This is a genomic window from Sphingobacterium kyonggiense (genome assembly GCF_039536825.1).
GTDB lineage: Bacteria > Bacteroidota > Bacteroidia > Sphingobacteriales > Sphingobacteriaceae > Sphingobacterium > Sphingobacterium kyonggiense.
The window spans coordinates 241437-265149 of sequence record NZ_BAAAZI010000011.1 but is presented as its reverse complement, the minus strand read 5'-3'; the positions used below and the strand labels follow the sequence as shown (position 1 = coordinate 265149).

The 23713-nt window shown below is 39.1% G+C and carries 17 protein-coding genes; 6 read left to right on the top strand and 11 right to left on the bottom strand.

Annotation, left to right across the window (positions count from 1 at the left end):
* Nucleotides 1-2: 2 nt before the first annotated feature.
* From ABD676_RS14180 to ABD676_RS14155, 6 genes are read right to left on the bottom strand one after another with little or no spacing between them, the layout of a single operon-like run.
* Nucleotides 3-1583, bottom strand: a complete 1581-nt coding sequence (locus ABD676_RS14180) for a RagB/SusD family nutrient uptake outer membrane protein (protein ID WP_344675378.1) — start codon at nucleotides 1581-1583, stop codon at nucleotides 3-5.
* A gap of 11 nt (nucleotides 1584-1594) precedes the next feature.
* Nucleotides 1595-4750, bottom strand: a complete 3156-nt coding sequence (locus ABD676_RS14175) for a SusC/RagA family TonB-linked outer membrane protein (RefSeq protein WP_344675377.1) — start codon at nucleotides 4748-4750, stop codon at nucleotides 1595-1597.
* An 11-nt stretch (nucleotides 4751-4761) separates the two neighbouring features.
* Nucleotides 4762-5748 carry a DUF5007 domain-containing protein gene (locus ABD676_RS14170; RefSeq protein WP_344675376.1) on the bottom strand — a complete coding sequence of 329 codons (987 nt, stop codon included), beginning with the start codon at nucleotides 5746-5748 and terminating at the stop codon, nucleotides 4762-4764.
* A gap of 1 nt (nucleotide 5749) precedes the next feature.
* Entirely contained in the window at nucleotides 5750-6409 is a 660-nt protein-coding gene (locus tag ABD676_RS14165) for a hypothetical protein (protein ID WP_344675375.1), read from the bottom strand.
* 1 nt (nucleotide 6410) lies between these two features.
* Nucleotides 6411-7970 (bottom strand): RagB/SusD family nutrient uptake outer membrane protein, encoded by a 1560-nt coding sequence (locus ABD676_RS14160; protein ID WP_344675374.1) that lies wholly within the window; start codon nucleotides 7968-7970, stop codon nucleotides 6411-6413.
* Complete coding sequence (locus ABD676_RS14155) at nucleotides 7960-10917, bottom strand: SusC/RagA family TonB-linked outer membrane protein (RefSeq protein ID WP_344675373.1); 2958 nt, start codon at nucleotides 10915-10917, stop codon at nucleotides 7960-7962. The genes ABD676_RS14160 and ABD676_RS14155 overlap by 11 nt, the downstream gene beginning before the upstream one ends.
* Before the next feature lie 482 nt (nucleotides 10918-11399).
* On the opposite strand from ABD676_RS14155, the gene ABD676_RS14150 reads away from it, so the two are divergent.
* The gene (locus ABD676_RS14150; RefSeq protein ID WP_344675372.1) at nucleotides 11400-11960 is read left to right on the top strand and encodes a hypothetical protein; all 561 of its coding nucleotides are present in this window, start codon (nucleotides 11400-11402) and stop codon (nucleotides 11958-11960) included.
* A 109-nt stretch (nucleotides 11961-12069) separates the two neighbouring features.
* Here ABD676_RS14150 and ABD676_RS14145 read toward each other — a convergent pair whose 3' ends face one another.
* On the bottom strand, nucleotides 12070-12276 hold the full coding sequence (locus tag ABD676_RS14145) for a hypothetical protein (RefSeq protein ID WP_344675371.1): 207 nt from the start codon (nucleotides 12274-12276) through the stop codon (nucleotides 12070-12072).
* 2194 nt (nucleotides 12277-14470) lie between these two features.
* Here ABD676_RS14145 and ABD676_RS14140 point away from each other — a divergent pair.
* A complete protein-coding gene (locus ABD676_RS14140) occupies nucleotides 14471-14977 on the top strand; it encodes a Crp/Fnr family transcriptional regulator (RefSeq protein WP_344675370.1) in 507 nt (168 codons plus the stop codon).
* Nucleotides 14978-15033: 56 nt separating this feature from the next.
* Entirely contained in the window at nucleotides 15034-15585 is a 552-nt protein-coding gene (locus tag ABD676_RS14135; protein ID WP_344675369.1) for a DinB family protein, read from the top strand.
* Nucleotides 15586-15937: 352 nt separating this feature from the next.
* Here ABD676_RS14135 and ABD676_RS14130 read toward each other — a convergent pair whose 3' ends face one another.
* Both ABD676_RS14130 and ABD676_RS14125 read right to left on the bottom strand, forming a co-directional pair.
* The gene (locus ABD676_RS14130) at nucleotides 15938-16735 is read right to left on the bottom strand and encodes an IS3 family transposase (RefSeq protein WP_344675368.1); all 798 of its coding nucleotides are present in this window, start codon (nucleotides 16733-16735) and stop codon (nucleotides 15938-15940) included.
* A 226-nt stretch (nucleotides 16736-16961) separates the two neighbouring features.
* Nucleotides 16962-17732 carry a phosphate/phosphite/phosphonate ABC transporter substrate-binding protein gene (locus ABD676_RS14125; RefSeq protein ID WP_344675367.1) on the bottom strand — a complete coding sequence of 257 codons (771 nt, stop codon included), beginning with the start codon at nucleotides 17730-17732 and terminating at the stop codon, nucleotides 16962-16964.
* Between the two features lie 433 nt (nucleotides 17733-18165).
* On the opposite strand from ABD676_RS14125, the gene ABD676_RS14120 reads away from it, so the two are divergent.
* Nucleotides 18166-19464 (top strand): hypothetical protein, encoded by a 1299-nt coding sequence (locus tag ABD676_RS14120; protein ID WP_344675366.1) that lies wholly within the window; start codon nucleotides 18166-18168, stop codon nucleotides 19462-19464.
* 43 nt (nucleotides 19465-19507) lie between these two features.
* Here the strand turns inward: ABD676_RS14120 and ABD676_RS14115 are convergent, their stop codons facing one another.
* Entirely contained in the window at nucleotides 19508-20209 is a 702-nt protein-coding gene (locus ABD676_RS14115) for a LytR/AlgR family response regulator transcription factor (protein ID WP_344675365.1), read from the bottom strand.
* 144 nt (nucleotides 20210-20353) lie between these two features.
* Between ABD676_RS14115 and ABD676_RS14110 the strand changes: the two genes are divergently transcribed.
* A complete protein-coding gene (locus tag ABD676_RS14110) occupies nucleotides 20354-22258 on the top strand; it encodes a tetratricopeptide repeat protein (RefSeq protein WP_344675364.1) in 1905 nt (634 codons plus the stop codon).
* A 96-nt stretch (nucleotides 22259-22354) separates the two neighbouring features.
* A complete protein-coding gene (locus ABD676_RS14105) occupies nucleotides 22355-22984 on the top strand; it encodes a response regulator (RefSeq protein ID WP_344675363.1) in 630 nt (209 codons plus the stop codon).
* Here ABD676_RS14105 and ABD676_RS14100 read toward each other — a convergent pair.
* Entirely contained in the window at nucleotides 22977-23708 is a 732-nt protein-coding gene (locus tag ABD676_RS14100) for a Crp/Fnr family transcriptional regulator (RefSeq protein WP_344675362.1), read from the bottom strand. The two genes, ABD676_RS14105 and ABD676_RS14100, sit on opposite strands and share 8 nt — an antisense overlap.
* Nucleotides 23709-23713: the final 5 nt, after the last annotated feature.

The following is a 23713-nucleotide window of genomic DNA, read 5'->3' as shown; positions in this document are numbered from 1 at the left end:
GCTTATTGATTCCAATAGTTTAACTTCATGTACGGGTTGTTTGTCAACGCTTTTCGGTCAATTGGCCAAGTCCATGCTCCAGCTTGGAACATAGAGTAACTCATTGGACGGCTAACATACTTGATGTCGATAATCTTTTTCGAACGTACGATATCGAAGAAATACCAACCTTCACCCATTAATTCTTTACAGCGTTCGTAATAGATCGCTTCATTGATATTGTCATATCCGTTTCCTGGATAAAGCGTTGCTTCTGCACGAGCACGAACCAGGTTTAGTAAACTTGCAGCCTTTTCTTCATTTCCAAGTTTACCATTTGCCTCCGCTTGTAATAAGATGGACTCTGCCATTCGGAAGATGGTAATGGAGTTACCATAGTTTTCTGCGGAGTTGGCTCCTTTAAATTCAAAGTTTAGGAATTTGTAAAAACGGAACTTACCATCACCTGATAACCAGTTGGAATCATCAAACCATACACCTTTACGTCCATCAGCAACACCCTCAGGATAGATTTCCTTTAAGTATTCTGGCGAATAGGCTAATTCAGAATTGACTTTGTCTTGATTCAAATTGACCATGAAACCATCCAATACATAGAATGGAATCATTTTTCTGGAGTTTGCAGATACAAAACCTTGGTAGTTGACACTATTTGGGATTTCGAATAAAGTTTCTCTTGAACGGCCTTGGAAGATTTCATCCATACGATTTAATGGGATCAGCTCATAAGCTTGTGCTGAGTTCATTCCTTGTTGTACTAGCTCATCACCTAGGGCATCTACCTTCTGATAATAACTTGTTTCATTAGGCTCGTCGAAACCTGCCATCCACATATACAAGTTCATCATTAAAGCTAATACAGAACCTCTCATAGCACGTACGCCTCGATTAGCTGGCTCTTCATAGGTCCAAGGAAGTTTGTCTTTAATTTTTTCCAACTCAGCAATACAATTCTTAGCCACTTGAACATGGTCTAATCGAGGTAGCGGTGTGGAATTATTCGCATTGGTGTAATAAGGGACATCCCCGTATAAACGTATCAAGAAGAAATAGCTTAAACAACGCATGTAAACGGCTTCTGCTTGATAGGCTTGAATAATATTGGAGGAGATGGAAGGATCATTTTTCGCTAAACGATCGATGTTCTCAAACAAGATATTTGAACCTTGAATCACCTTATAAAATGGAGTCCAATCATCAAGAATATCCCACTCTACATTATACGTCCAAAAGCGGTTGGCATCTGTTCCAGGTGTAGGTCTTACCTCATAAGCTAGTCTAGGAACATTACCTTCTGCAGCATATTGAATATCCCAACGGTTAGGGTAGGATAATGTTTTTCTTACCGGAGCATTTCTTAATTCCCCCATGATGAAGTAAGGGCCTTTTAAAAGTGCTGACTCGCGGAATAAACGGTATATCTCTAAAGTAAATGTCTCTGCATCATTCACATCTTTCCAAAAGTTATTCCCTGATAAACTATCTACGGGTTCAACATTGAGGAACTTATCACAGCTAACGAAGGAAAATGTTAGCATGGTCGCTGTTGCTAGCTTAAATAAATGTCTTTTTATCGATTTCATAATTGGAGCGCTTAAAATTGAATATTAAGACCAAGGGAATACGATCGTCTGTTTGGATATCCGTCCGTACGGTCAAAGCCCATATCCGTAACTCCTTCAGGGTTCAAGCCTGAATAAGTAGAGAAAGTGTAAATATTATTTGCCGTAGCATAAATGCTCATAGCAGAAATATGATAACGTTTCGTCCAATCTCTAGGAATGGAATAACGTACGGTTGCTGAGTTAAATTTCAAGTATGAACCATCTTCCATAAACAAAGTCTGGTTCGGACGGAAAGGCGTCATACCTTGTTGTCTTAAATAGCTATATGGGTTAGGGTAATCTGCAACATCTCCCTCTTTCGTCCAGAAATTAAACTTGTCTAATGGCAATAAAGCGGAGTTTTTCTTACCTCCAATACCTTGATCAGAAGTCATCAATGGATCGAAATAAGAGTTTAGCTGGTTTGCTAATGCCGCATTGATGATGTCTCTACCTTTAACATAAGAGAACATCAAGTTCAAAGACCAATTTTTATAGGTTAAGAATGAAGAGAAACCACCCGTTATACGAGGTTGAGCATTTCCTTTTGCCACTAAATCTTGGTCATCAATAATGTAATCACCATTTATGTCTGTCCAAATAGGATCGCCACCTTCAAAGTAGTGAACATTATTGCCGTTGATCATTTTAAGGCGTTCGCCAGTAACATGGTTCACCGGTACATCAGCGTCTGTGCTGTACACACCACGATAATCATAAAGTACATGCGAAAGGGCATTTCTACCTAAGATATATAGCGTATGGTAATTATTGACTGCATCATATATCAAAACACGGCGATTTTGAGCTGGTAACAAGGTTAACACATCACGGTTTAAAGCACCATTTACTTCAAAGCGCCAGGACCAGTCGCTTGTAGCTGGCAATGGTCTAAAGCTGAAAGTAAATTCATAACCGTATGTTACGTGAGCAAGATCATTGGAGTTTAATTCGCCGAAGCCATTGTGGTCCGCTAAGGCCATTTTGAACAACTCATTATCCACTTGTTTGTAATATACCTCTTGGATGGTATTAAATTTTCCACCGAAGAAGTCACCTTCTACTGCAGCACTAAAGGATGTCGTAGTTGAAGGTTTTAAAGCTTGGTTTGGCATTTGACCCCAGTTAAATCCAATGGTAGGTTGGTTATTGAAATAACCTGTATAAATGTATTTACCATAGGCATCAAACACGGTACCGGTAGGAACGATATTCTTACCCCAAGAACCCCGAAGTGCTAAGTTTCCAATCCAATCTACATTTTCTAAGAATGGCTCGTTCTCCATATTCCAACGAACAGAAACAGCAGGATTCTTAACCCAAGGTTGCTCAGGACCGATAGTAGATGTTTTGTCAATACGGTAGGAAAGATCCAACACATATTTTAGGTCATAGTTGTAGGCAAAGGTTGCCCCAAAACCCGCACTGCGGTAATCTTCTAGGGAGATTGCTCCACCTTTAGAACTTGCATAACCAAATGGACCCTCTAACTGATCATTCGGGAATCCTGTCTTCAAATATGCTTTTGCTAAGTAATTCTTCATGTCTAGCTCATTGAAGAGGTAGGAACTGAAGTTATGCTTATTCACTTGCTTAAAGTAAGATAAGAAAGACATGTTATTTAACGTATTGCGCTGACCATCAAAATTATAGAATTTCGAGGTGTTGTTATTCGCAATAGCCGGTGTATAGGAGTCTGTACGATCGGTTGAGTAATTGTAGGAGAAAGTATTTTTGAAACGGAAATCTTTCAGAATCTCAAACTCTAGTTCTAACATACCAACCAAGTTAGTGCTACGGTTATCGTTACGGCCATCTAAAGCAGATACTAGATCACCTGTTACAAAACCTTGTTCTGGAGAAGGTAATAGAGAAGAAGCTGATGAAGCTGAGGCAACACCACCCTGCGTTACGGATGTACCCGATCCTGTTTGTTGTTCACCAAATTTACCAGACATCGAAGCGAACATTCTAAAACGATCGTTCGGCTGAAACTGTGAATTCATATCCATGGTATAACGGTTGAATCCTGTATTTTGAATAATACCTTTCTCCTTGTAATAGTTTCCGTTGATTTTATAATTAAAACGGGTATCACCACCAGAAGCAGAAACGTTATGCGATTGGTTATAGGTAGGTTTCATAAAAACCGCCTGCCAATTGGTAGAATTGTTAAAATAAGGGTTCAAACTATCCGTTAGAATCTGCTGTTGATTTAAATCATCACGACCTTTCCAGTAGCTATCCGAATAATTCAATACTTGGTTCATACGCAACAAACGCTCTTGTCTACCACCTAATACATCACGTAATTGTGGTGGTACAGAAAGGAACTGATTGGTAGTATATTGAATTACCGGCACTTGAGATTTACCACGCTTGGTGGTAATAATAATTACCCCATAAGCACCACGAGAACCGTATAATGCTGTTGAAGCCGCATCTTTCAAGATATCCACCGATTCCACATCTTCAGGTGGAATAAGTGATAATGGACTAATCCCTGTACCAGCACTTGCAAAACCATATTCGAAGTTGGTGTTATCATCTACACGAACACCATCAACAATATATAATGGTGAAGTTGGTGTCAAATAAGAGTCTACCCCTGTACCTTGAATAGACAAGTTGGAAAGACCACGCATGAATACCGATCCACGAACACCAGGAGTACCATTGTTCATCTGAATATTCAGACCCGCAACCTTACCTTGAAGGAGTTCATTTAAATTGGGAACCGGATTTTCTTGTAAGTCTTTACCACTGATATTGATGGATGATCCTGTTAAGGTTTTTCTGGAACGTTTTGTAAAACCCTGTACAACAATATCCTCAATGAAATTATTTGCTTCTTTTAAGGATACATTGACAGTACGACTTGTTCTTCCAGCGAGATTTACAGTGCTTTTTTCATAACCTGCATAAGTGAAACTTAAAATATCATCAGAAGTTGTCGTAATACTATAAGTACCATTTGCTTGAGTAACCCCAAGGGACTTATTGGTTTTTGCTGATCTTACACTTACACTCTCTAGGGGCTTTTTACTCACCGCATCCGTTACAGTACCAGTAATCGTTACTGAACTTTGAGCAAAGGTCAATAAGGAAAATAGGACTAAATATATGGTTAGTATATATCTTTTCATTTCAACTTAGGTTAATCGTTTTTAAATAATGGTGCCTCGGTTGGGAAATACACTACTATTTCCCAATCTCCTTGTTGGAAAATTCTGTATCTTAATGATAAAATCGAGGTCGTTCTTGTGCCACCGAAAGCAGTTCGGCTATATAAGAAACTAGAAGATGCTAAACTACCATCGTTGTAATCTGTTTTTAAAGTTGGCACCAAAGGAATTGGGTAAGCAACATCATAAGTCACGGAACTTGAATCCGAAGCGAACTTCATATTAAAACCATGGATTAATTTTTTCCAATCTTCGGTTTTCATATCATTGAATTTGGAAAGCTTAATCGGTTTTAATTTAGGGTCTAAGAATTTAAAGGTTATACTGTTTCCATCTCCCTTACGATTCACCCAATATCTGATATCGTTAATATTCTGACGAGTAGAATCGCCAAGGATATTAACCGAAAATCCAGTACTGATTTCTGATGCCATTTCTACCTGAGGTTTTAACTTCAGATTGCGGAAATAACGGCGTCCGCCATTGTTGCTCACTTCAACATCAAAAAGGTAACACGAATCAGGCTCTGTCTTGATCAAGTCAGATCCGGCAACATCCCACATGGTAAATGCTCCAGAGTGTTTTCCGATTTCCCAGATAGGACGCATAATCGTATCTGTCTTCGCATAGATTTCATCTAGGCTCTTCTCAAGACCTGTATATGGTTTAGTCCAAATACGCACTGGAAATAACTTCAGTAACTCAGGAACAGGATCACCATCAAAAGAACGTAAATTCAGCACACGGAAGGTCAATGGCAAAGTTGATTGGTTGTCATTGAATACATTTGTATAGTAGGTATTACGACCAAGGATAGGTTTAAACTCTGTTACAGAAAAATTCATATCCAAATTGAAAGCATCGTTTTCTGTTGGCCAATATTTCTTACAGCTTTGCAAAGCTGGTAAGCTAAGGGCTAGTAAAGCCAGGCCTATAAATAATTTCTTTACGCTTTTCATGTTACTTATTCATTCTAGTTAAGAAATCCCCGAATCCAAATTCATGCTTACTCCCCAAAACATGAACAATACCAGTTGTGGTATAAATATTTACAGCTTGGGAGGCTATACGATTCCACTGTGAGATGAAATTGTTGTCTTTCGTGTCGCTGTAATAAACCAATTCCATACCTCCGCTTACAAAACCACTTGCATCTTCTTTGATACGCTGTGCATGCATAGGGTGTGAAATTTTATAAGTCTCTACGAATAGACCGTCAATACGGTTCATGGAATCTGTAGGAACAATACCCTTAACCATATATTTGGTCATTAAGGTATCTAATTCAACAAGACTTAAGTTCTGTATATACAGCTTACTTTTGCCCTGATTGCTACGAACAAGATTTAAATTATTGATAGCGATTTGAAAAGAAGCATTGGTTGGTGCAAAGAAGGTAAGCTCCTGATCATTCAATGCTTGTTTCAACTCTGGCAATCTGTTTAAAGCCAATAAAAGGGAGTCAAATGTGCCTTTTTTGGACTCTAGATAATTAATGCTAGTTCCTTGAAATACCTTCTCTGTATTTTCATAATCGAAATAGCCATCATATTTGCTGCAGCTGCTCATTAGAAGTACCAGAGCGGCCGTGTAAACGAGTAGTGATTTTATCTGTTTCATATTATTTCCAGAAAGGGTTTTGTTCTAATTGGTCATTTGCTGATAACACCTGTTTATTCACAGGCCAGAAAATTCCTTTACTATTGATAAGGCTTAAGAATTCTGGGTTATTGTTCTTAATTTTTTGATAACGAATTAAGTCGAACCATCTCCATCCTTCACCCATCAGTTCTTTGTGTCGCTCATTGAATACAGCATCCACAATGTTTTCAGCAGGATTCAAGTCTGTTAAGCCTCTATTTTTTCTGTTCTGATTAACAATTGCTCTTGCTTGGTCTATTTGACCTAAGGCAGCATAGCCTTCCGCACGAAGCAAATTGATCTCTTCATAGCGAGTAAACACCATGGTAGAGGTGTACAAAGGAATCGAACCATCTGTGCCTGAAGTACCAGTACGTATCATTCTAATCTTAGAGAAAATAGGTCTTACACCTCCGAACTCAGAGAAGTAACGTGTAGTAACTTTACCAGTGTTATCGATATTGAAGCGGTTATCGCCTGGCTCATTGAAAATACTTACGATCTTTTCCACCGGGATAAACATATCTGGGGTTGGCTTTGAAACTAGAGGTGCTGCTAATGTTAAACTTTCGATATGCCCTTCTTGTGTTCCTTCGTTTGATCCATTCGGGAAAGGGAAAGCAAGTAAATGTGCCGCACGGTTTCCAAAATAAAATCCGGTGTTGGTAGTTCCTGTTAGTGTATTTAGATCATTTTGGGTCAAGTTAGCTTTAGCAGCATTTGCCATAACGAAATCCGCATAAAATACGGTTTCTAAATAGTTACCTTCAAAAGCATTGATGTGAGCTAAAACCGCATATGCCGCAAGGCGGTTAAATAAAACCCCATTCCATTTTGAAGAACTAAAGCCTAAATACCTGTCCATTGGTAGAACTGGATCGGTAGATACACCATATTGATAAGGCAATGCATCTTTAACCGATAGGATTTGTTTCTCTGCATAGGTTAGGACCTCATTTACGCTACTAGCTTTGATCTTTGGGAATGTTCCTTCATAAGCTTTATCCCAAATTGGTACATCACCCCAAGTACGTGCTAAAAGGTAGTACACAAAGCCTTTGATGACCTTCATTTGAGCAATATCAGCTTGATTATTGATGGTTGTATATTGCGAATCGTGCTCAATAACTTCTGCTGAGCGTTCAATAAACAAATTGGCAGCATTAATAACCGCATAGAATCTTCTCCAGTCGGACATGTTTGTAAGCAAGTCATACGAAGTATTCAACTCGCCATCTATGATGTTTTGTAAGTCACGACGAGAGACAGATTGAAAATCTCCACTTCTCAACTCTCCGTACATCCAGTGTGCATTCTTTTCTGCTAATGCCGTACGAAGTAAGCCGTAGACACCCAATAAGGAGCTTCGGATATCGTTAATATCTTTCCATTTGTTCGATTCATTCACAATATGATTGGATTCAACATCCAAAAACTTATCGCAGCTTACCGTAGAAAGCATTAAGCTTCCTGTTAAAACGATAGCAATACCACTACGTTTCCAATTTTTTAAACAGCGCATCATCTTCTTAAAAATCAAGTTTAAAACCTAGGGTGAATGTTTTGTCCAAGCCTAAACCTGCACCTGTGTCATACCCATAATAATTCACTAATTCTGGATCACGACCGGAGTATTTGGTAATGGTCAATAAATTGGATCCAGTTACATAGACATAAGCTCGTTGAACTTTTTTATTATTCAAGACCTTGGTTAGATCATATCCCAAAGACAAGTTTTTCAATTTCAAGAAAGAACCATCTTCTAAAAACATGTCTTGCTCCACCTGATAAGGTGATACCGAAGACCAAGGATTGTATAAAGGATATTTATCGGTATCAAAATGTTTCTCCCAGTAAGTAATCTCACGAACACCTGCTAGCGAAGTAGACTCCGAAACATTCACGAAATCATAATAACGAGCAGCATTTTGATTAAGGATATCACGTTTCATGTTGAAGTACAATAAGAAAGACAAATCGAAATTCTTATAGGTAAACTGGTTCATGAATCCACCTGTCCATTTCGGTAAGATATTACCCATTAACTTGCGGTCATCGTTATTGATATCAAAGTCATTGTTTCGATCTAACCAACGTGGATCTCCACCTTTCATATCAACCCCGTTATAGGTCATGATCTTATAGTCATTGGCGCGAACTGGAACATCAAGGTCATTTTTGTAAATACCTTGGTTTTCCAATAACCAATACGCATCAACACGCTCTCCAACTTTTAACTTGTTTCTTCCTACTACCAATTCATCAAATCCTTTAGGGAGTTTTGTCAATTTATTGGTATTGTAAGAAATGTTAAATGAGGAGTTCCAGCCAAACTTATTCTCATCAGTTGGCAAGCTGTAATTCAATGTTAAATCAACCCCGTTATTCTTAACAGCCATACCTGTAGAGTATTCAAACTTATATCCTGACTCGGCTACAGTTGGAATTGGGAATAATACATTGTGTGATTGTTTTTGATAGTACTCGATATTAGCACCGAAGTTACTTTTAGTTTTAAGGCTTAAGCCAAGATTAATAACATCTTGGTAAGACCATGGGATATCATATCCAACCCAACCAAAAGAATACGGTCTACTGATCGTTCCGATTCCGTTATAAGAAAGAACAGCTTTATTGCCATCCCAACCCAAAGATGAAGAATATTGTAAGCCAGCGGCTTCCATATCGCTCAATGGTAAATTACCCATTCGGCCATAGGAAGCACTAGCTTTTAAATAATCAAAACCATCTGAACCAATCAGCTTATTTATATCGTATTTGGCATCAAATGCAAAGGAATTAAACCAACGCTTAGAAGCTTGGTATAGTGATGAACCATCGCGACGGAACAAAGCTGAAACATCAAATCCTGAATTGTGACTGTAGGTCCCCTTTAGGAATCCTGAAATTAAGCGATGCTGCGTCTTGTCAGTATAGAGGTATGGAATAAAACCAATAGATTGTAAGTATTCGGCTTTATTTTTATCACCACTTACCTTATTGATTTTAATATAATCGTTAGGTCCTCTATACGCTTGGATATAATTGTATTTCTGTTTATCTGCTTGAACAGAAAAACCACCTTCTAAGAGGATTGACCCTTCACCTAGCTCTTTACGGTAATTTACGACATTGTCAAATGACAAACGTTCGTTATAACCGAAGTAATTAGAAGCATAATTATTATAGGTCATTAAAGTAGAAGGCCAGAATAAATCTCTACGATTTTCATTGTAATCCATGCTGATTCTAGACATGAAATTCAAGTCTTTAGCCAATCTGAAGTCTAAAGAGAAAAGACCTAAAAGCGAGGTATTGATATTATCATCAAAGGACTTTTTATCATACTCGTTTAGGTATTGGCCGTAAAGCGATTTATTTGGTGCAAATGGTGTACTTAAATCCGGTACAAAGTTAGTTTCCGAGAAACGCTCTGTTAAGGATCTATTTCTACCACGCTCCAAACGTCCAAGTTGAATATTTCCAGATAATTTTAACCAAGTCGTAGGAATCATGTTGATATAAAAGGATCCCATATAACGCTTTAGCTTCGTATCATCTGCCGAGTTGGCATTTTTCATATGGTTGGCGAAGAAACGGAAGTTAGAACGATCGCCACCACCTTCTAAACTACCATTGACAGAATAGATTGGTGTCGTCTTATAATATTCTTCCACCCAGTTTGAAGGTCCATAGTAATTAACATTTGAAGAATCACTCAGGTAACTAGGGTAAGCTGCTTTCTGTGCCTCAGTAGCATACTGATCGTAAAATGGCTGACGGAAATCGCGTTCAAATTCAGCATTTATCGTATATAAACTAGGCGGAGTGGCAAATCCAGTATAACCATTGATAGAAATTCTACGTTCACCCGATCTTGCATTTTTAGTGGTCACATAGATCACTCCGTTAGCTGCACGAGGTCCATAAATTGCGGTTGTACTCGGATCCTTTAAAACATGAATCGACTCGATGTTGTCCAAATCCATTAGTGAAAAGATATTCGTTGCTGTTCCAACAGGAGTGTTCTCACTGTTCTGAATATCATAAACCAGATTAGGATCCTCAATCAAAGGAATACCATTTACAACAACCAAAGGCTTATTATCGCTGAAGTTTTTCGCATTCAATATAGGACGGCTAATTCCTCGTATGGTCATATTTTCTTTAATCGTACCGGGTTCACCAGACGATTGTTGAACATATACACCAGAAGAAGTCCCTTTTAATACCTGTTGAAGCGATGTCAATGGATATTTAGATAATTCTTTTACCGCAACTGAATCATTACTGAGTTTGAATTTGGTATTTCCGATTTTGATGACGTTGAGAGCGTTCGGATTTTCATTTGTGTCTTTTTGACTAAAGGATCGTGTATCAAAGGAATCTTTAAATACACCAAAGCCAACAGATTCACCCCTTGCCATAACTTGGCTAGGTAGTAACCAGACAAACACAATAAAGAATTGCGTGTACAACTGTTTCATGTAAAATTTCTTTAGTATGGTTTCATAATTTGGCATAAACTCCGAGAGAGAAGCTCTTTCAGAATTTAGGTTCTATCACGCTACAATTATGTACAATATTTGTCTTAAAAAGACGTTACATTCGGTTATCAATCGATTGCGTAACATACGAAAACGATGTAGTATGCTTCCGGAGGATGATATTTTTCTCTCTTTTATCTGCAAAAAAATAATGCTTTTGATTTCAAAAAAATCAAATTTCCATGTTCAACAACAAGTAAAAAGAAAGAATAAAAACTAGTACTAACTAATATTGCTTTAATGAAACCGAAAGGTGTCGCAAAGGAAATTTTTAAATCTCTAGTTGTTTTTGTCCACATTAAAAAGAATTATTAATGTCAATTAAGGGGTATAAATTAGTGCGCAAAATAACGAGAAGTAGTTATTTTAAAACGAATGGAATGGCCTTAACTTCAATTCATTATTAACTAATTAATGAGAATATGAAAAGGATCTACTTATTTTTGATTTTACTATTCTTTTTCGGCCAGGCATTTGCTCAAAAAACGATCTTTAAAGGTCCTGTTCAATGGGTGCATCCCAAACCAACAGAGAACAATTACAACCGACTTCATACGGTCGACATTGTATTGGAAATAAAAGCAACTTATCAAGAGAATTATTCTTCGGGAGCATCATTAAATCTCAATTCTAATTACAACAATGTAAAAATTGTTAAAGTAATTGCGAAGGATGGTAAAATAATACCGGTAAGCAGCATTCCAGCAAAAATTATTCAAGAAGCAGAAAAGGAAATTAGATTCCACGTTATTAGCTACGATGTTAATTATGCAGGGAAGAAAATTATCACCCTATCCAATCAAGGTCCTATTAATTATTTCCAACTTTTTGGGGAAAAGCCAAATAACGATAAGCTAACAGAAAATAGATCGAAAGTGAAAAAGGCCTACGATAGCGGAATCAGTATAAGCAATATCAAATTAGACTTCCCAACTGTTCACAGCAGCATTTTGTCAGATTATATCAATGGAAAGCCGAAATAATTAAAATGATTTAGGTCTTCTTTTACAATTATATCTAATAGGTAAAAAGGAAATGGTTAATATTAGGTGAAAATGGTTATGAAGATCGATGAAGTCTATAAAATCTTGGTCAAATAACATTCTTACGTTTTGTGATTACCTTTTCCAAGTGTTGGGGATAGCTTCCAAGCAACCAGGTATAATATGCCTTACGTAATCTTGTCACTTCAGCTATCCTTTCTGAAGCAGGACGACTTAACCAAAACTCAATATCCAGTAGGTCTTCTTCTTCTTTTTTTACTTGATTAACAACCACTGTCATCTTCCTTTTTTTCATGCACTTTTTACAGAATTGTTTAATGTAAATATACAGAATATCCAACAGAAGCCTGATGCCAAAACACTTCGTTTATTTTTTATTACCTATAAACTTGTGCTATTTATTCTTTACCGAGAATTACCTAATATCAATTCGGAACATTAAGTATAAAGTTCTTTCCTAAAATCTTCAAGGCTAATTTTGCTCACCTTTCCTGTCTTAGCCTTTTCTATTACCTTCTCAGTATCCTTATTGAAACGTGATTCTTCAATCTCAACTTAAGGAAGTGTTCTAAGATATTCGTAGAATACTTTTGCTTGCTTACTACGCCTATCAATTTTTATTTTGTTTTCCATATCAGAACATCTTCAGAACACTTTTACCAAATTTACTAAAAAATTAAAATGTCCAATATGGATCCTAAATGAAAGAATCGCGCTTTTTATTACCCAAGAAAACCACTATGATTGTCTATTACCACCGACTTTAATAACCAACCTTTTCTATCTCAAATCTCATATCTCACATCTAATAGCGAAGCGGTCTCAACTACTATATACTAAAAATGCTCAGCTTTCGCTGAGCATTTTTCCGTAGCCCGTAGGGGAATCGAACCCTACTTACATTAATCTATTTATCAGTAATTTACAAACCTCTAGTTTTCCTACTCATCGAATGACTCACTGGTTTGACATAAGTTTTAGCTGCAATTGTTATTAGATAAAGATAGTGACTTTTATTAAAAAACCATGGAGGTTATTTATTCTATCAGGGATTTCGCTTTTAAACTTTAATGATTGTTTTGTCATTATTTTTGTTTGATGCGTTACAAAAACACTTGCCAAAACCGATGGTCTTGTTGCCTTTTCGCTCCGGGTTAAAACCTGAGGCTGCCAATATTTGCCTCCGATGGGGGAATCACATGTTAAAAGCGAAATCCCTATTTATTCTATTATTTATGCAGTTAATTTTAAAAAATTTATACAGCCTCTTAAGGCCTCCTATTTACTTTTCTAACAGTTGTTAAGAGGAGTATATTATTATTCATTACCCTTCACATTGCTTTCGAAATAAAATCTAAAGAATCGGTATTCATCTGGACAAAATTTTTCAATTTCTAACCAATCAACTTTAATATAATTTTCCTCTAGCTGCATTAAATGGGGTTTAGTAATTTTCTAAACTCCTTAGTTTGGTATAGATAATTAATGAGAGGTATAATAGTCTTAGTAATCCATATTTGTTAGAATATATAACCACTATCATACCTTGTATATTATTTGGTTTTTTTTATCTCATCTTGAGAAAAGTTTAAGCCGCTAATGCCTTATTTTATCAGCTATTGTATATTAATATTAGCAATTGTAACTTGATGTTTATGAGAGATTACATATTTATATTAGTCAATATTGGATTCTGAAATTGGTTGTGTCGCTCTGCTTACGATTAAGCTTAAATAGCTGAAGGTGATTGTGCGATTGCTTGACCTTTACTTTAAAGTGGTGGTGAGGGTGGATTGTAAAAAAGAAAATTCGTTCTAATGAACCGCTTTTACTTGAATAATATCTTGTAATAGTTAACCGAATTAATCAAGGTGTTTTTGAACAGACAAGTCACTCAGAATTTCCTAACAAGGCAGCAGTATTTAATGCCGAATATGTGAAATATAATCGTCGCTAGATATATGATGAGCATATTAATGCTATATTTTTCGAAGTTGGTGATAATGCTAAAATAGCTGCAGAAATCGCAAAACTATCAACTATTATAGACGAAATCAATGGCAATGAAACAATAAGAGGTAAAAAAGAAAAGCATCAATTGGCAATAGATGAGTATAATAAGTTTAAGGATTTGTATTCGCAGGAGGCAGGAAGAATAAAGAATGATGCCTTTGTCAGTCTGATTGCGTTCAACTAGGGGCATTTAAAGAAAGTTAAAGATAAAATTCTGGCAAATCTTGATGAGAAACAGTCCTATTATCAATATTTTACAAATACACCTTTCCCTGAGTTACTCATTGATTTGATATATGTTATAGCTGCAATTGCTTAGTCAAGAATGTAATGACTTTAATTGAGATTTTAACATGCAAATAGAAACGGATTGACGAAGTTTTTGTATATTAACGTTTTATAAAACATTTTTTTAGTAATCCGTAGCTGTGCCTGTTGGCTACAATAGATATATAGGAACCCCTAACCATGTACAAATGAAAGAAATTATTGAACTTTCGAAAAAAAAAATGACAATTGACAGAAGGGGGTTTCTGAAGGTAAAAGGCAGCGTTGACACCAATTTATATTTTATCGAAAGCGGAAGTTTAAGGATTTTTGTATTAGATGAACACGAAGAGCAAATAATTCGTTTTGGTTACAAAGAAAATTTAATCATTTCGTTAGATTCTTTTTTGACAGGAAAACCTTCTGATTTATATATTCAAGCGATTAAAAAGACGATTGTAAAAGTTGTTACCAAAGAACAAATTGACAAATATTTAAAAAACGAAAACAATCAAAAACTTTGGATAAAAATTTTAGAAAACCTGGTTATCCAGCAAATGGAACGTGAGATCGATATTCTGACAAATTCGCCACGAGAAAGATATGAAAGAGTTTTAAAACGAAGCCCACAACTTTTTCAAGAAATCCCAAATAAACATATTGCAAATTATTTGAGAATGAGTGCAGAAACTTTATCAAGATTAAAAAAGTCTTGACTTCAATCAAGGATTAAGAAAAATAGTTTTTGGAACTTTGGATAAAAGTTAAAGTTATGCAATCAGAGAAATTAATACAAACACTTTCAGAACAAACGAAACAGATCATCAACAAAGCTGAAAACCTGAAATGCTATGATTTGAATACGTTAACGTGGAAAGAAACAGAAATTACGTGGAGTATTTTAGAATGTTTGGAGCATTTGAACCTATATGGCGACTTTTATCTACCGCAAATAGAAAATAAAATCAAAAATTCAATAACTAAAAATGAACCTGAATTTAAGAATGGAGTTTTAGGGAATTATTTTTCAAAAAGTATGTTGCCGAGAGGAAAGTTGAATAAAATGAAAACATTTAAAGACAAAAATCCACTAAATGCGAATCTTGACAAAAGTGTTATTGACAAATTCATAAATCAACAAATTAAACTTTTAGACTTGTTGAACCAGTCGAGAAACGTGAGTCTAAATAAAGTCAAAATTCAAACGTCAATTTCAAGTTTAATCAAGCTAAAATTAGGTGACACTTTTCAATTTTTCATCAATCATATTATCAGACATTTAAAACAAATTGATAGAATACAAACTACAATGAAAAATTCCTGACACGCAACATCGGTGGCTGTTGCACAACTAAATTTGTCAATAATCAGTAGGAATGATGGCCTTTAGAATTGAATCTAAGTTTTTTATAAGCAAATACAGAAGTTTAAAGGAGTAAATAGTTATTTCAACTGATATTTTATTGTGAAATTTATTTGAGTTACGAAACAAACACATTGGTTTTGTTAACGTTGGTGCAAAGTTGAAAATTCGACCTTTCTAATCTGTTCCTTCGCAAAGCCCCGAAACGTTAGCGGTCAGGCTGTAACCCTCCCTATTTTCAGACTGGCATCCAGGCGAGTTTTCAAATTTAAAAATAGTTGTTATCAATAGGTCAATCTTTTTTAAAGTTGACCTATTGATAACATGCCGCCGGCAGGGCATCGTATTCCATTAGTGTCTTTCCTCCCAATGACTCATGTGGTCTTCTGTAGTTGTAATCCTGAATCCATTCTTCTGCAAGTATCTGTACTTGCTGTGTATCTTCAAAGAGGTAGGCATCAAGGATACTTTCCCGAAACGTGCGGTTGAAACGTTCAATGTAACCGTTTTGCATCGGCCTGCCTGGTTGAATGTACTGTATCTCTATTTCTTTGCCAGCACACCAATCTCGAAATTCCCTACTGATAAATTCAGGGCCGTTATCCGTACGGAAACGTGAAGGTTTTCCCTGCTCTTTTATGATGCGTTCCAATAGATAGGTTACTTTGTTTGCTGGCATACTGTGCGCAACCTCAATAGCGATGGCCTGTTTATTAAAATCATCAATGATATTCAGGGTCCTGAACTTGCGCTTATTGGTCAGTACATCGCTCATGAAGTCCAGAGACCATGTTTTAAGCGGCCTTTCTGGAATCGATAACGGTTGCTTTACCCGGGCTGGAAGTCGTCTCCTGACCTTTCTGCAGTTAAGGTCCGATAACTTCTTTAGATAGGACTTCACAGTATTTTTACTGATGGAAAGATGACGGGCTATTGTTTTAATGGGATAATCCTCCCTGTGCAATCGTATAAACTGTTTTATCTGACTCATGAGTCTTGATTTACCGGCCATTGGAATATATCGATTAGGTCTAGCCCAAATAAACCAAAAAACAGAAACCCATGAAAAATGAGTGGGTATAAAGGGGTCAGCTTGCTCCAGAATATCCATAAGGAATTACCTAAATGTCCTCTTGTTGGACGGACAGTCACTTTTTTTTTGAGAAAAGTAACCAAAAGCTCGTCGCTGAAAAATTTTGCAAAACGTTTTGCGCATTCGACCTACAAGGGCAAAATTTTAAAGGCGACAATCTCTGTTTAAAACAGGTTGATTTTTAGTAGCATAAAGTTTTTTCTGTTCATTTTTCTTATCCCAAAATCACGTTAACGTAGTATTATTATTTCCCATTACTGTCTTTGGAATCAATATAGATTTCATAATAATTGGACTCTATGGCGACAAACCTTTCTGCGCCGATCGCTTCTATCCATCCCTCTGTAATTTTTGCAAAAACCGCTGGATGCTCGATATGGAGAGATGTCAATAGTTGCCTTAGTTCTTGTTGAAAGTTTTTATCAAGAGATTTATTGAACAGTACAGGTCCAAGTGGAATCGGGTCTGACAGCTGGATAAGTCTGATTTTACTGTGATTCCTATGTTTTTTCACATATTCCGTATATTCCGAACTCCCGAAAGCAGCCAAATCGGCACGCCCATCAAGGACATGTTCGAGCGCTGACCTGTGCGAGCCCGCATAATCAATCTTACCGAAAAAAGATTCAACAGAACTAATTCCCATCTTGGCTAATACTGACCTCGGAATCAGGTTGCCCGAGGTAGATTCGGGGCTTACCAATGCAAGTCGAACGCCCTTGAGGCGGCTGATATCCTTCAGGGAAACAATATCCGATTCTCGTGGAACAACGAATGCCGTTCTATAATTTACGGATGCATTTTGAGGTACCTCCATTGTCAGAACTGCTTCCATAGAATGTTTGTGTTGTCCGTTATTGAGTACCAGGCTCCCCATTGTGCTGATAAATGAGATATCCACCTTCCCTTGAGTAATAGCTGCTACGAGATCATTGATGTCATTGTAGCTTTTTAACTCTACTGTGGTCCCAAATATCTTTTCAATAAGATCGGCCAAAGGATGTAGGTTTTCCATTCTAGTGTTATTCCCGTAGGTGTAGGTTGCTATTCTGAGAGGTTCGGATATTCTGTTACCAGCCCAAACTTTTATGGTCATGAATGAGATCAGGAGGTACAGAAAAAGCATTCTGTATTTAGCCCCGATCCGATTTGAAAAAAATTCCATATTTCTATTTTTTTGATCTAAAGATCGTCGTTTTTTTTGAGAGCTTATTCATTGAATCGACGAACGGTCCGATTTGACAGATTAACATGTCGTCTGGACCAACGAGAAAACCATAGCGGGGTTTCCCTTTAGAAAATCAGCATCCCGTCCTTAATATAAGTCTTTGGACGATGTTCTTTTTGTCCGGCCCATGTAGCTTTTGTCCCCCTAATTGACCACTTGGTCGAAAGTGGGTTTCAGCAATGAACATCGGATGTTATAATTGCATAAAAACCGTTAAGCAATGAAGTATTTACCTTTCTTACTTATTTTTCTTTTTCTTTCGTGCAAAAAGGACAAGCATCCTTCAATAGAGGAACCTGTACCTGCTATTTCAGATCCCATAAAGCGGGAAAAGGGAACCGCGTTAGGTGACGGGGTTACAAAAAACATCGGTGCATCCGGAGGATTTCTGGAATTGGGAGGACAGGTACGTCTTGATGTGCCGCCCGGAGCTGTAGAGAAATCAACACTATTTGGTATACAACCTATCAGCAATACCCATGACGGACTGTCTGAAAGGCCTGCCTATAGACTTATACCAGAAGGTCAGATTTTTAAGAAACCCGTCAAGATAACCTTTAACCACGAGCCCTTTGGCTTTGGTAATCCAATTTCCAGAATGATAGCTTTCCAACGTAAAGACGGTGTCTGGTGCGGGGTTTCAACGGTCCTCGACAGTGGGACGAAACACGTCAGTACGACTACCACACATTTCAGTGACTGGGTATGGTTGGATCAGGTGACACTTCGAAAGGACAAAGAATCTGTTGGAAGTGGCGGCGAAGTTAAACTGAAGCTGATGGAGCAGATACTCGGAGCATTGAATGCAAACAACCACCTCGACAGTGTTCCGCTCGCTGCATTGGAGGACATCGGAAGATCAAAGGATATTGTGGTAAAGAACTGGAAAATAATTTCAGGTGCCGGAATGCTATCCCCTAAGATCAATTCCAGTATGGTCCTGGGAGATGCAATATATTATGCACCCCATAATATAACCAAAACTGAAGATGTCGAAATCCAGGTGGAAGTAGAAAGTAAAAATGGATATGTCAGTGATCCAAAAGCACCTAATGGCAGACGGAAATTCGGAAAATTAATTTTATTGACCAAGATCCGTCTGGAGAAGGAAACCTATTTCTATCTAACCATTGGAGGTAAACTTCTGGATCTTTCCGGAGGATTGAGCGGCGCGATCATGGGCGGACTGATATCAGTGGGTTCCCAGGACGAAAAAGGAAATCATCAGGTGGGCTTGTCCTGTATGGGGACGGAGACAGGAAGTTATCCCGGGGGAAACGCAGCCGGCCAATCATTTCTTGGGATTTCTATTTTAGAAGGCGGAACCCCAAAGATGTTTGCCAATGTGTACTTGGAATGTGGCACGGGGGAACATAAATACGGTGGGAACACGCGGATAACCAGCACGAGAGGGTTTATCACGGGCACCTATGATGGACCTGTGTTCTATAGCAACAAAGGGTGTGGGATCACCGAAAGAAGGGATGTAAAGATCGATTTCAAAATAAAATCCCTATGATAGTGAGGAAAATGTAGGATTGTTCCGGATCAATCCGCACTGGCTAGAGAAGAATAGTTTTGATTTTCGCAAGGTAAGACCTACCCACGATAATCTCATGTCCATCCTCCATAAAGAGAGAGGTGCAGGATCCTGTCCTCACTATGCGTTCGATCTTCGACAGGTTGACAATAAAGGACCTGTGTACCCGTATGAAGAGGGAAGGATCGAGTTTCTGAACGATCTTCCCGATACCTAAGGAGCTGATCCATTCCCTATCTTCTGTGTACAGCACCGTATAGTCCCGGGCTGCCTTGATAAAACGGATCCGGGAACTGTCAATCCGGGAGAATCCGTTTGCGCAGGGCACAAAAAGATAGGGATGTTGTGGAACGGAATCCTCTTCATTGATAATATTTATACCGATGAGCTTTCTGATGGTCCGTTCCAATCGTTCCTTCTCCAGGGGCTTGCACAGAAAGTCCAGGGCCTCCAGATCATAAGCGTTCTGGGCATGCAGCCTGTCGGAAGAAATGATGATTATCTGCGGAGAATTTTGTCTATCCTTGCGTATTTCAAAAGGATTGCATCCACAGAGTTTCGGATCGAGAAAGATAACATTGGGTTCCTTATCCGCTATTACCAAGGTAGTTTCCCTCCAGCAGGCCGTTTCTGCTATGGTCTTTATTCCGGGGACAAGGGCTAAACTCTCCCGGACCATTATTCTTGTAGAAGGATCGGGATCTGCAATAAGGATTGAGTACATAATATTATAATAAGTTCAATGAACAAATTTATTCCATTTGAACGGTGCATAACCCCGAACAAATTCCTAGATCTGCAGATTACGTACAATCACGGAGAAACAACTTGTTAGATTATTGACGACTGACCATTTACCTTGCTTCAAATGATACTTAGGAGACCTTTATTGATCTTACTTGCTTTAATGCTGATGTTATCACACCATAGTGTCCTTGCCCGCGATACCACTACCGTATTTAAATTTATCGACCAGGCAAAAGAAATGCAGAGGAAAGGGAGACCGGATTCCGCTGAATATTATTTCAGACAGGCAGACAGTCTTTCCAACCTTATGGGACATGATAATGGCAGGCTATCGTTTTTGGGTAATTACAGCGTATTTCTGTACGAGCAGCTTCGGTACGAAGAGGCGCTATCCTTTGCACAGCAGTCGCTTGGACTAAGCAGGAAATTGGGCAACCGGGCGAGGGCAGCGGCAGCCTACAACAATATTTCGCTACAGCTTCAGGCAATGGGGAAATTGGAAGAAGCGGCCAAAAATCTGGTAAAGGGATTGGAAATATCCTCTTCGATCAAAAAACCGAGCAATCGCGACCTTTCCGACCGGCGGAAGTATTATAACAACCTGAGTTCCCTTATGCTTGACCTGAATGACGTTAAAAAGGGGCTTGAGTATGCGTGGGAATCCCAAAAGCTGGCCCAGAAGTTAAATGACACCCTGGCCATGGGGCGTAGCTTGGTCAACATCGTCGTGGCCGAAGCAATGTCCGGAGATTTTGGCCCAGCTGAACGGCATGCCCTTCGCTTAAGGGAAATTGCACAGAAGTATGGAGATGTACAGATGGAGATCAAAGCTTATAATAACCTTGGTGACATCTACAGGATGCAGAAGAGGTATACTGAATCATTGCGGTGTTTCAGAAAGGCAGGATCACTTTTGTCCCCTGAATTTCCCGGTAATGAGGTATACGTTCTATCGGGAATGTCCTCGGTAAATAAAGATATGGGAAATTTCTCCCTCGCAGAAAGTTATTTCCATAAGGCAATGAAACTGGGCAAGGAACAATTGCCCAAGCCACAGCTGCTTGATCTGTACCTGTCAGGTTCTGAAATCAAAGAAGGGATTGGAAAATTCAGAGAAGCACTTGAACTGCGCAAGATGTACCGATCCCTTGCCGATTCCCTCAAGGATAGGGAAACCCATCGGTCCATCCAGGAACTTGAACTGAAATACAGGACCATGGAGCATCGTAGGAGTATTGCGGAAAGGGATCTTATGATCGCCGAACAGAACACCGTTCTTGAGCGAAACAGCAAATGGGTCACTGTTTCCGTTTCTATAGCTGTTTTACTGGCCTGGGGGATAATATTCGTACGGATTGTTGGAAACCAGAAACGGAAGAGATTGGAGCTAGACTACGAAAGGCACCTCCTGGAAGCACAGCTCAACGGCGAAGAGACAGAGAGGGCCCGAACGGCACGGGAATTACATGATGGAGTTGCAAGCGTCCTTTCCGCTGCAAAAATTAGGATCCACAATGCAGCAGTTACTGGCCGGGAGAAAAAAGCGCTCCCGGAGATCGGGGAACTGATCGAAGTTGCCGTCCGCGAGATCCGAAACATCTCCCACAATCTTGCACCCGAATTCCTGCTTAGGGAAGGACTTGCATGTGCAGTAGAATCCTTCTGCCATCGGGTAAACGGCAACGGACTTTCCATTGATTTTTATCCTATTGGTGATATTCCCCGATTTGAAAGGACCGTAGAATTGACGCTCTATAGAACGGTTCAGGAGGCTGTTACCAATATGGTGAAGCATTCGGGAGCAACCGAAGGGATCGTCCAGCTTGAGGGCAATGGGGGGATCTTACGGATAACTGTTGAGGACAATGGCATAGGCTTCGACAAAAATAATCCCCAAAGGAGAGGGTTGGGACTGAGCGGACTTGTCTCCAGGGTCACAAAACTGGGCGGAACTATTGAAATCCGGTCTTCTCTCGGCAACGGTACAACAATCTATATCGAGATCGGTTCCGCCGCTATAAAATAAATGGAATGAAGCGAACATACCTTAATTTCTCCTATGGGTAGAAGTACGGTAGAAAGAAATATTGGCGATCAGTTACTTTGTAGAAAAATTATAGATATGACAACGATAGGAATAGTGGATGACCATCCCCTGATCATAGAGGGGCTTGTCCAGATGCTGGATACCTTCCAGCAGTTTGAGGTTGTACTAAAGGCCCATAGCGGAGAGGGCCTTCTCTCTGCATTGGAGCGAACCGTTCCAGACGTACTGCTACTCGATATTGAGCTTCCCGACACCGATGGAACGGCACTCTGTCTAAAGGTTCTTGAGATATGTCCTGAGCTGCCCATTATTGCTCTTACCAACCATGATGAGGTCCTCTACGTGAGGAAGATGATGAGAAACGGTGCAATGGGCTATCTTTTGAAGGGAACTGATCGGGAAGGTCTTGTTGAAGCTATCATGAGCGTAATGTCCGGAAAACAGTTCATCGATAGGGAGATCGAACGTTCCATAATAGATCAGGCCATTACAGGTAGGAATGCTGCGGTGAACGTAAAGCTGACGAACAGGGAATGTGAAGTATTGGCATTGATCGCGCATGAACATTCCAATCAGGAAATCGCTGATAGGCTCTTTCTCAGCATTCGGACCGTGGAGTCGCACCGGCATAGCCTGAACCAAAAGCTCAATATCAGGACTGCGGCCGGATTGGTCAGGGAGGCCTACCTGAGGGGACTTATCTGATCTGTCCCCTCTGTCCCAGCCCTTTCCTGATACGGCTCAGACTGTCCTGATGGATGCCCAGAAGGGAAGCTATGTATTTCTGTGGGACGGTCTGGATTACTTTTGGCTGGGCCTCCATCAATTTGTAGTAGCGCTCTTCGGCAGTCATGCACCTTGATTCTACCTGATTGTCCTGAAGCCAACCCAGGAGCCTGTCCATGATGGCCATTTCCATATCTTTCATTCTCGGAACTTCTTCCTTGAGCAAAGTTACGCTGGCCAGATCCCAGACAAGCACTTCCATCTCGCTGAGTGATTCAAGAGCGCAGGTGGATTCCTGCCCGTTCTGAAGGAGAAGTGGCGTGGAGAGAAAATAATTGGTCGATTCGATTCCCAGGGTGTGGTCCACACCATCGTGGATTCGGAACAGACGGGCAATGCCCCTGATCATGAAATACATTTGCTTGACCAATTTCCCCTGTTCCATCAGCACAGTGTGGGGCGGGAGGACCATGTACCGCGTGTTTTTCCGGATGATCTCAAATTCATCACGGGTGAAGGAAATGTTATATTGCTGGGCAAAGGCGCAAACCTGATTAAAATGTTTTCTGTCAACCATATCGCTTGTCATATCTAGGACCAAAGAAATAATACCACAATATACCAAAATTGCCCAACCAGGCCAATTCCTGACATTTGTCAGTTCGACCAGCCCAATAACTCCACTAATTTTGAAATCTATCAAAGATC

Coding starts and splice junctions, on each gene's coding strand:
- ABD676_RS14165 (WP_344675375.1), bottom strand. CDS start 6,409: ATGAAACAGATAAAATCACTACTCGTTTACACGGCCGCTCTGGTACTT.
- ABD676_RS14170 (WP_344675376.1), bottom strand. CDS start 5,748: ATGAAAAGCGTAAAGAAATTATTTATAGGCCTGGCTTTACTAGCCCTT.
- ABD676_RS14150 (WP_344675372.1), top strand. CDS start 11,400: ATGAAAAGGATCTACTTATTTTTGATTTTACTATTCTTTTTCGGCCAG.
- ABD676_RS14135 (WP_344675369.1), top strand. CDS start 15,034: ATGCAATCAGAGAAATTAATACAAACACTTTCAGAACAAACGAAACAG.
- ABD676_RS14120 (WP_344675366.1), top strand. CDS start 18,166: ATGAAGTATTTACCTTTCTTACTTATTTTTCTTTTTCTTTCGTGCAAA.
- ABD676_RS14155 (WP_344675373.1), bottom strand. CDS start 10,917: ATGAAACAGTTGTACACGCAATTCTTTATTGTGTTTGTCTGGTTACTA.
- ABD676_RS14175 (WP_344675377.1), bottom strand. CDS start 4,750: ATGAAAAGATATATACTAACCATATATTTAGTCCTATTTTCCTTATTG.
- ABD676_RS14180 (WP_344675378.1), bottom strand. CDS start 1,583: ATGAAATCGATAAAAAGACATTTATTTAAGCTAGCAACAGCGACCATG.
- ABD676_RS14145 (WP_344675371.1), bottom strand. CDS start 12,276: ATGAAAAAAAGGAAGATGACAGTGGTTGTTAATCAAGTAAAAAAAGAA.
- ABD676_RS14110 (WP_344675364.1), top strand. CDS start 20,354: ATGATACTTAGGAGACCTTTATTGATCTTACTTGCTTTAATGCTGATG.
- ABD676_RS14105 (WP_344675363.1), top strand. CDS start 22,355: ATGACAACGATAGGAATAGTGGATGACCATCCCCTGATCATAGAGGGG.
- ABD676_RS14125 (WP_344675367.1), bottom strand. CDS start 17,732: ATGGAAAACCTACATCCTTTGGCCGATCTTATTGAAAAGATATTTGGG.
- ABD676_RS14140 (WP_344675370.1), top strand. CDS start 14,471: ATGAAAGAAATTATTGAACTTTCGAAAAAAAAAATGACAATTGACAGA.
- ABD676_RS14115 (WP_344675365.1), bottom strand. CDS start 20,209: ATGTACTCAATCCTTATTGCAGATCCCGATCCTTCTACAAGAATAATG.
- ABD676_RS14130 (WP_344675368.1), bottom strand. CDS start 16,735: ATGGATATTCTGGAGCAAGCTGACCCCTTTATACCCACTCATTTTTCA.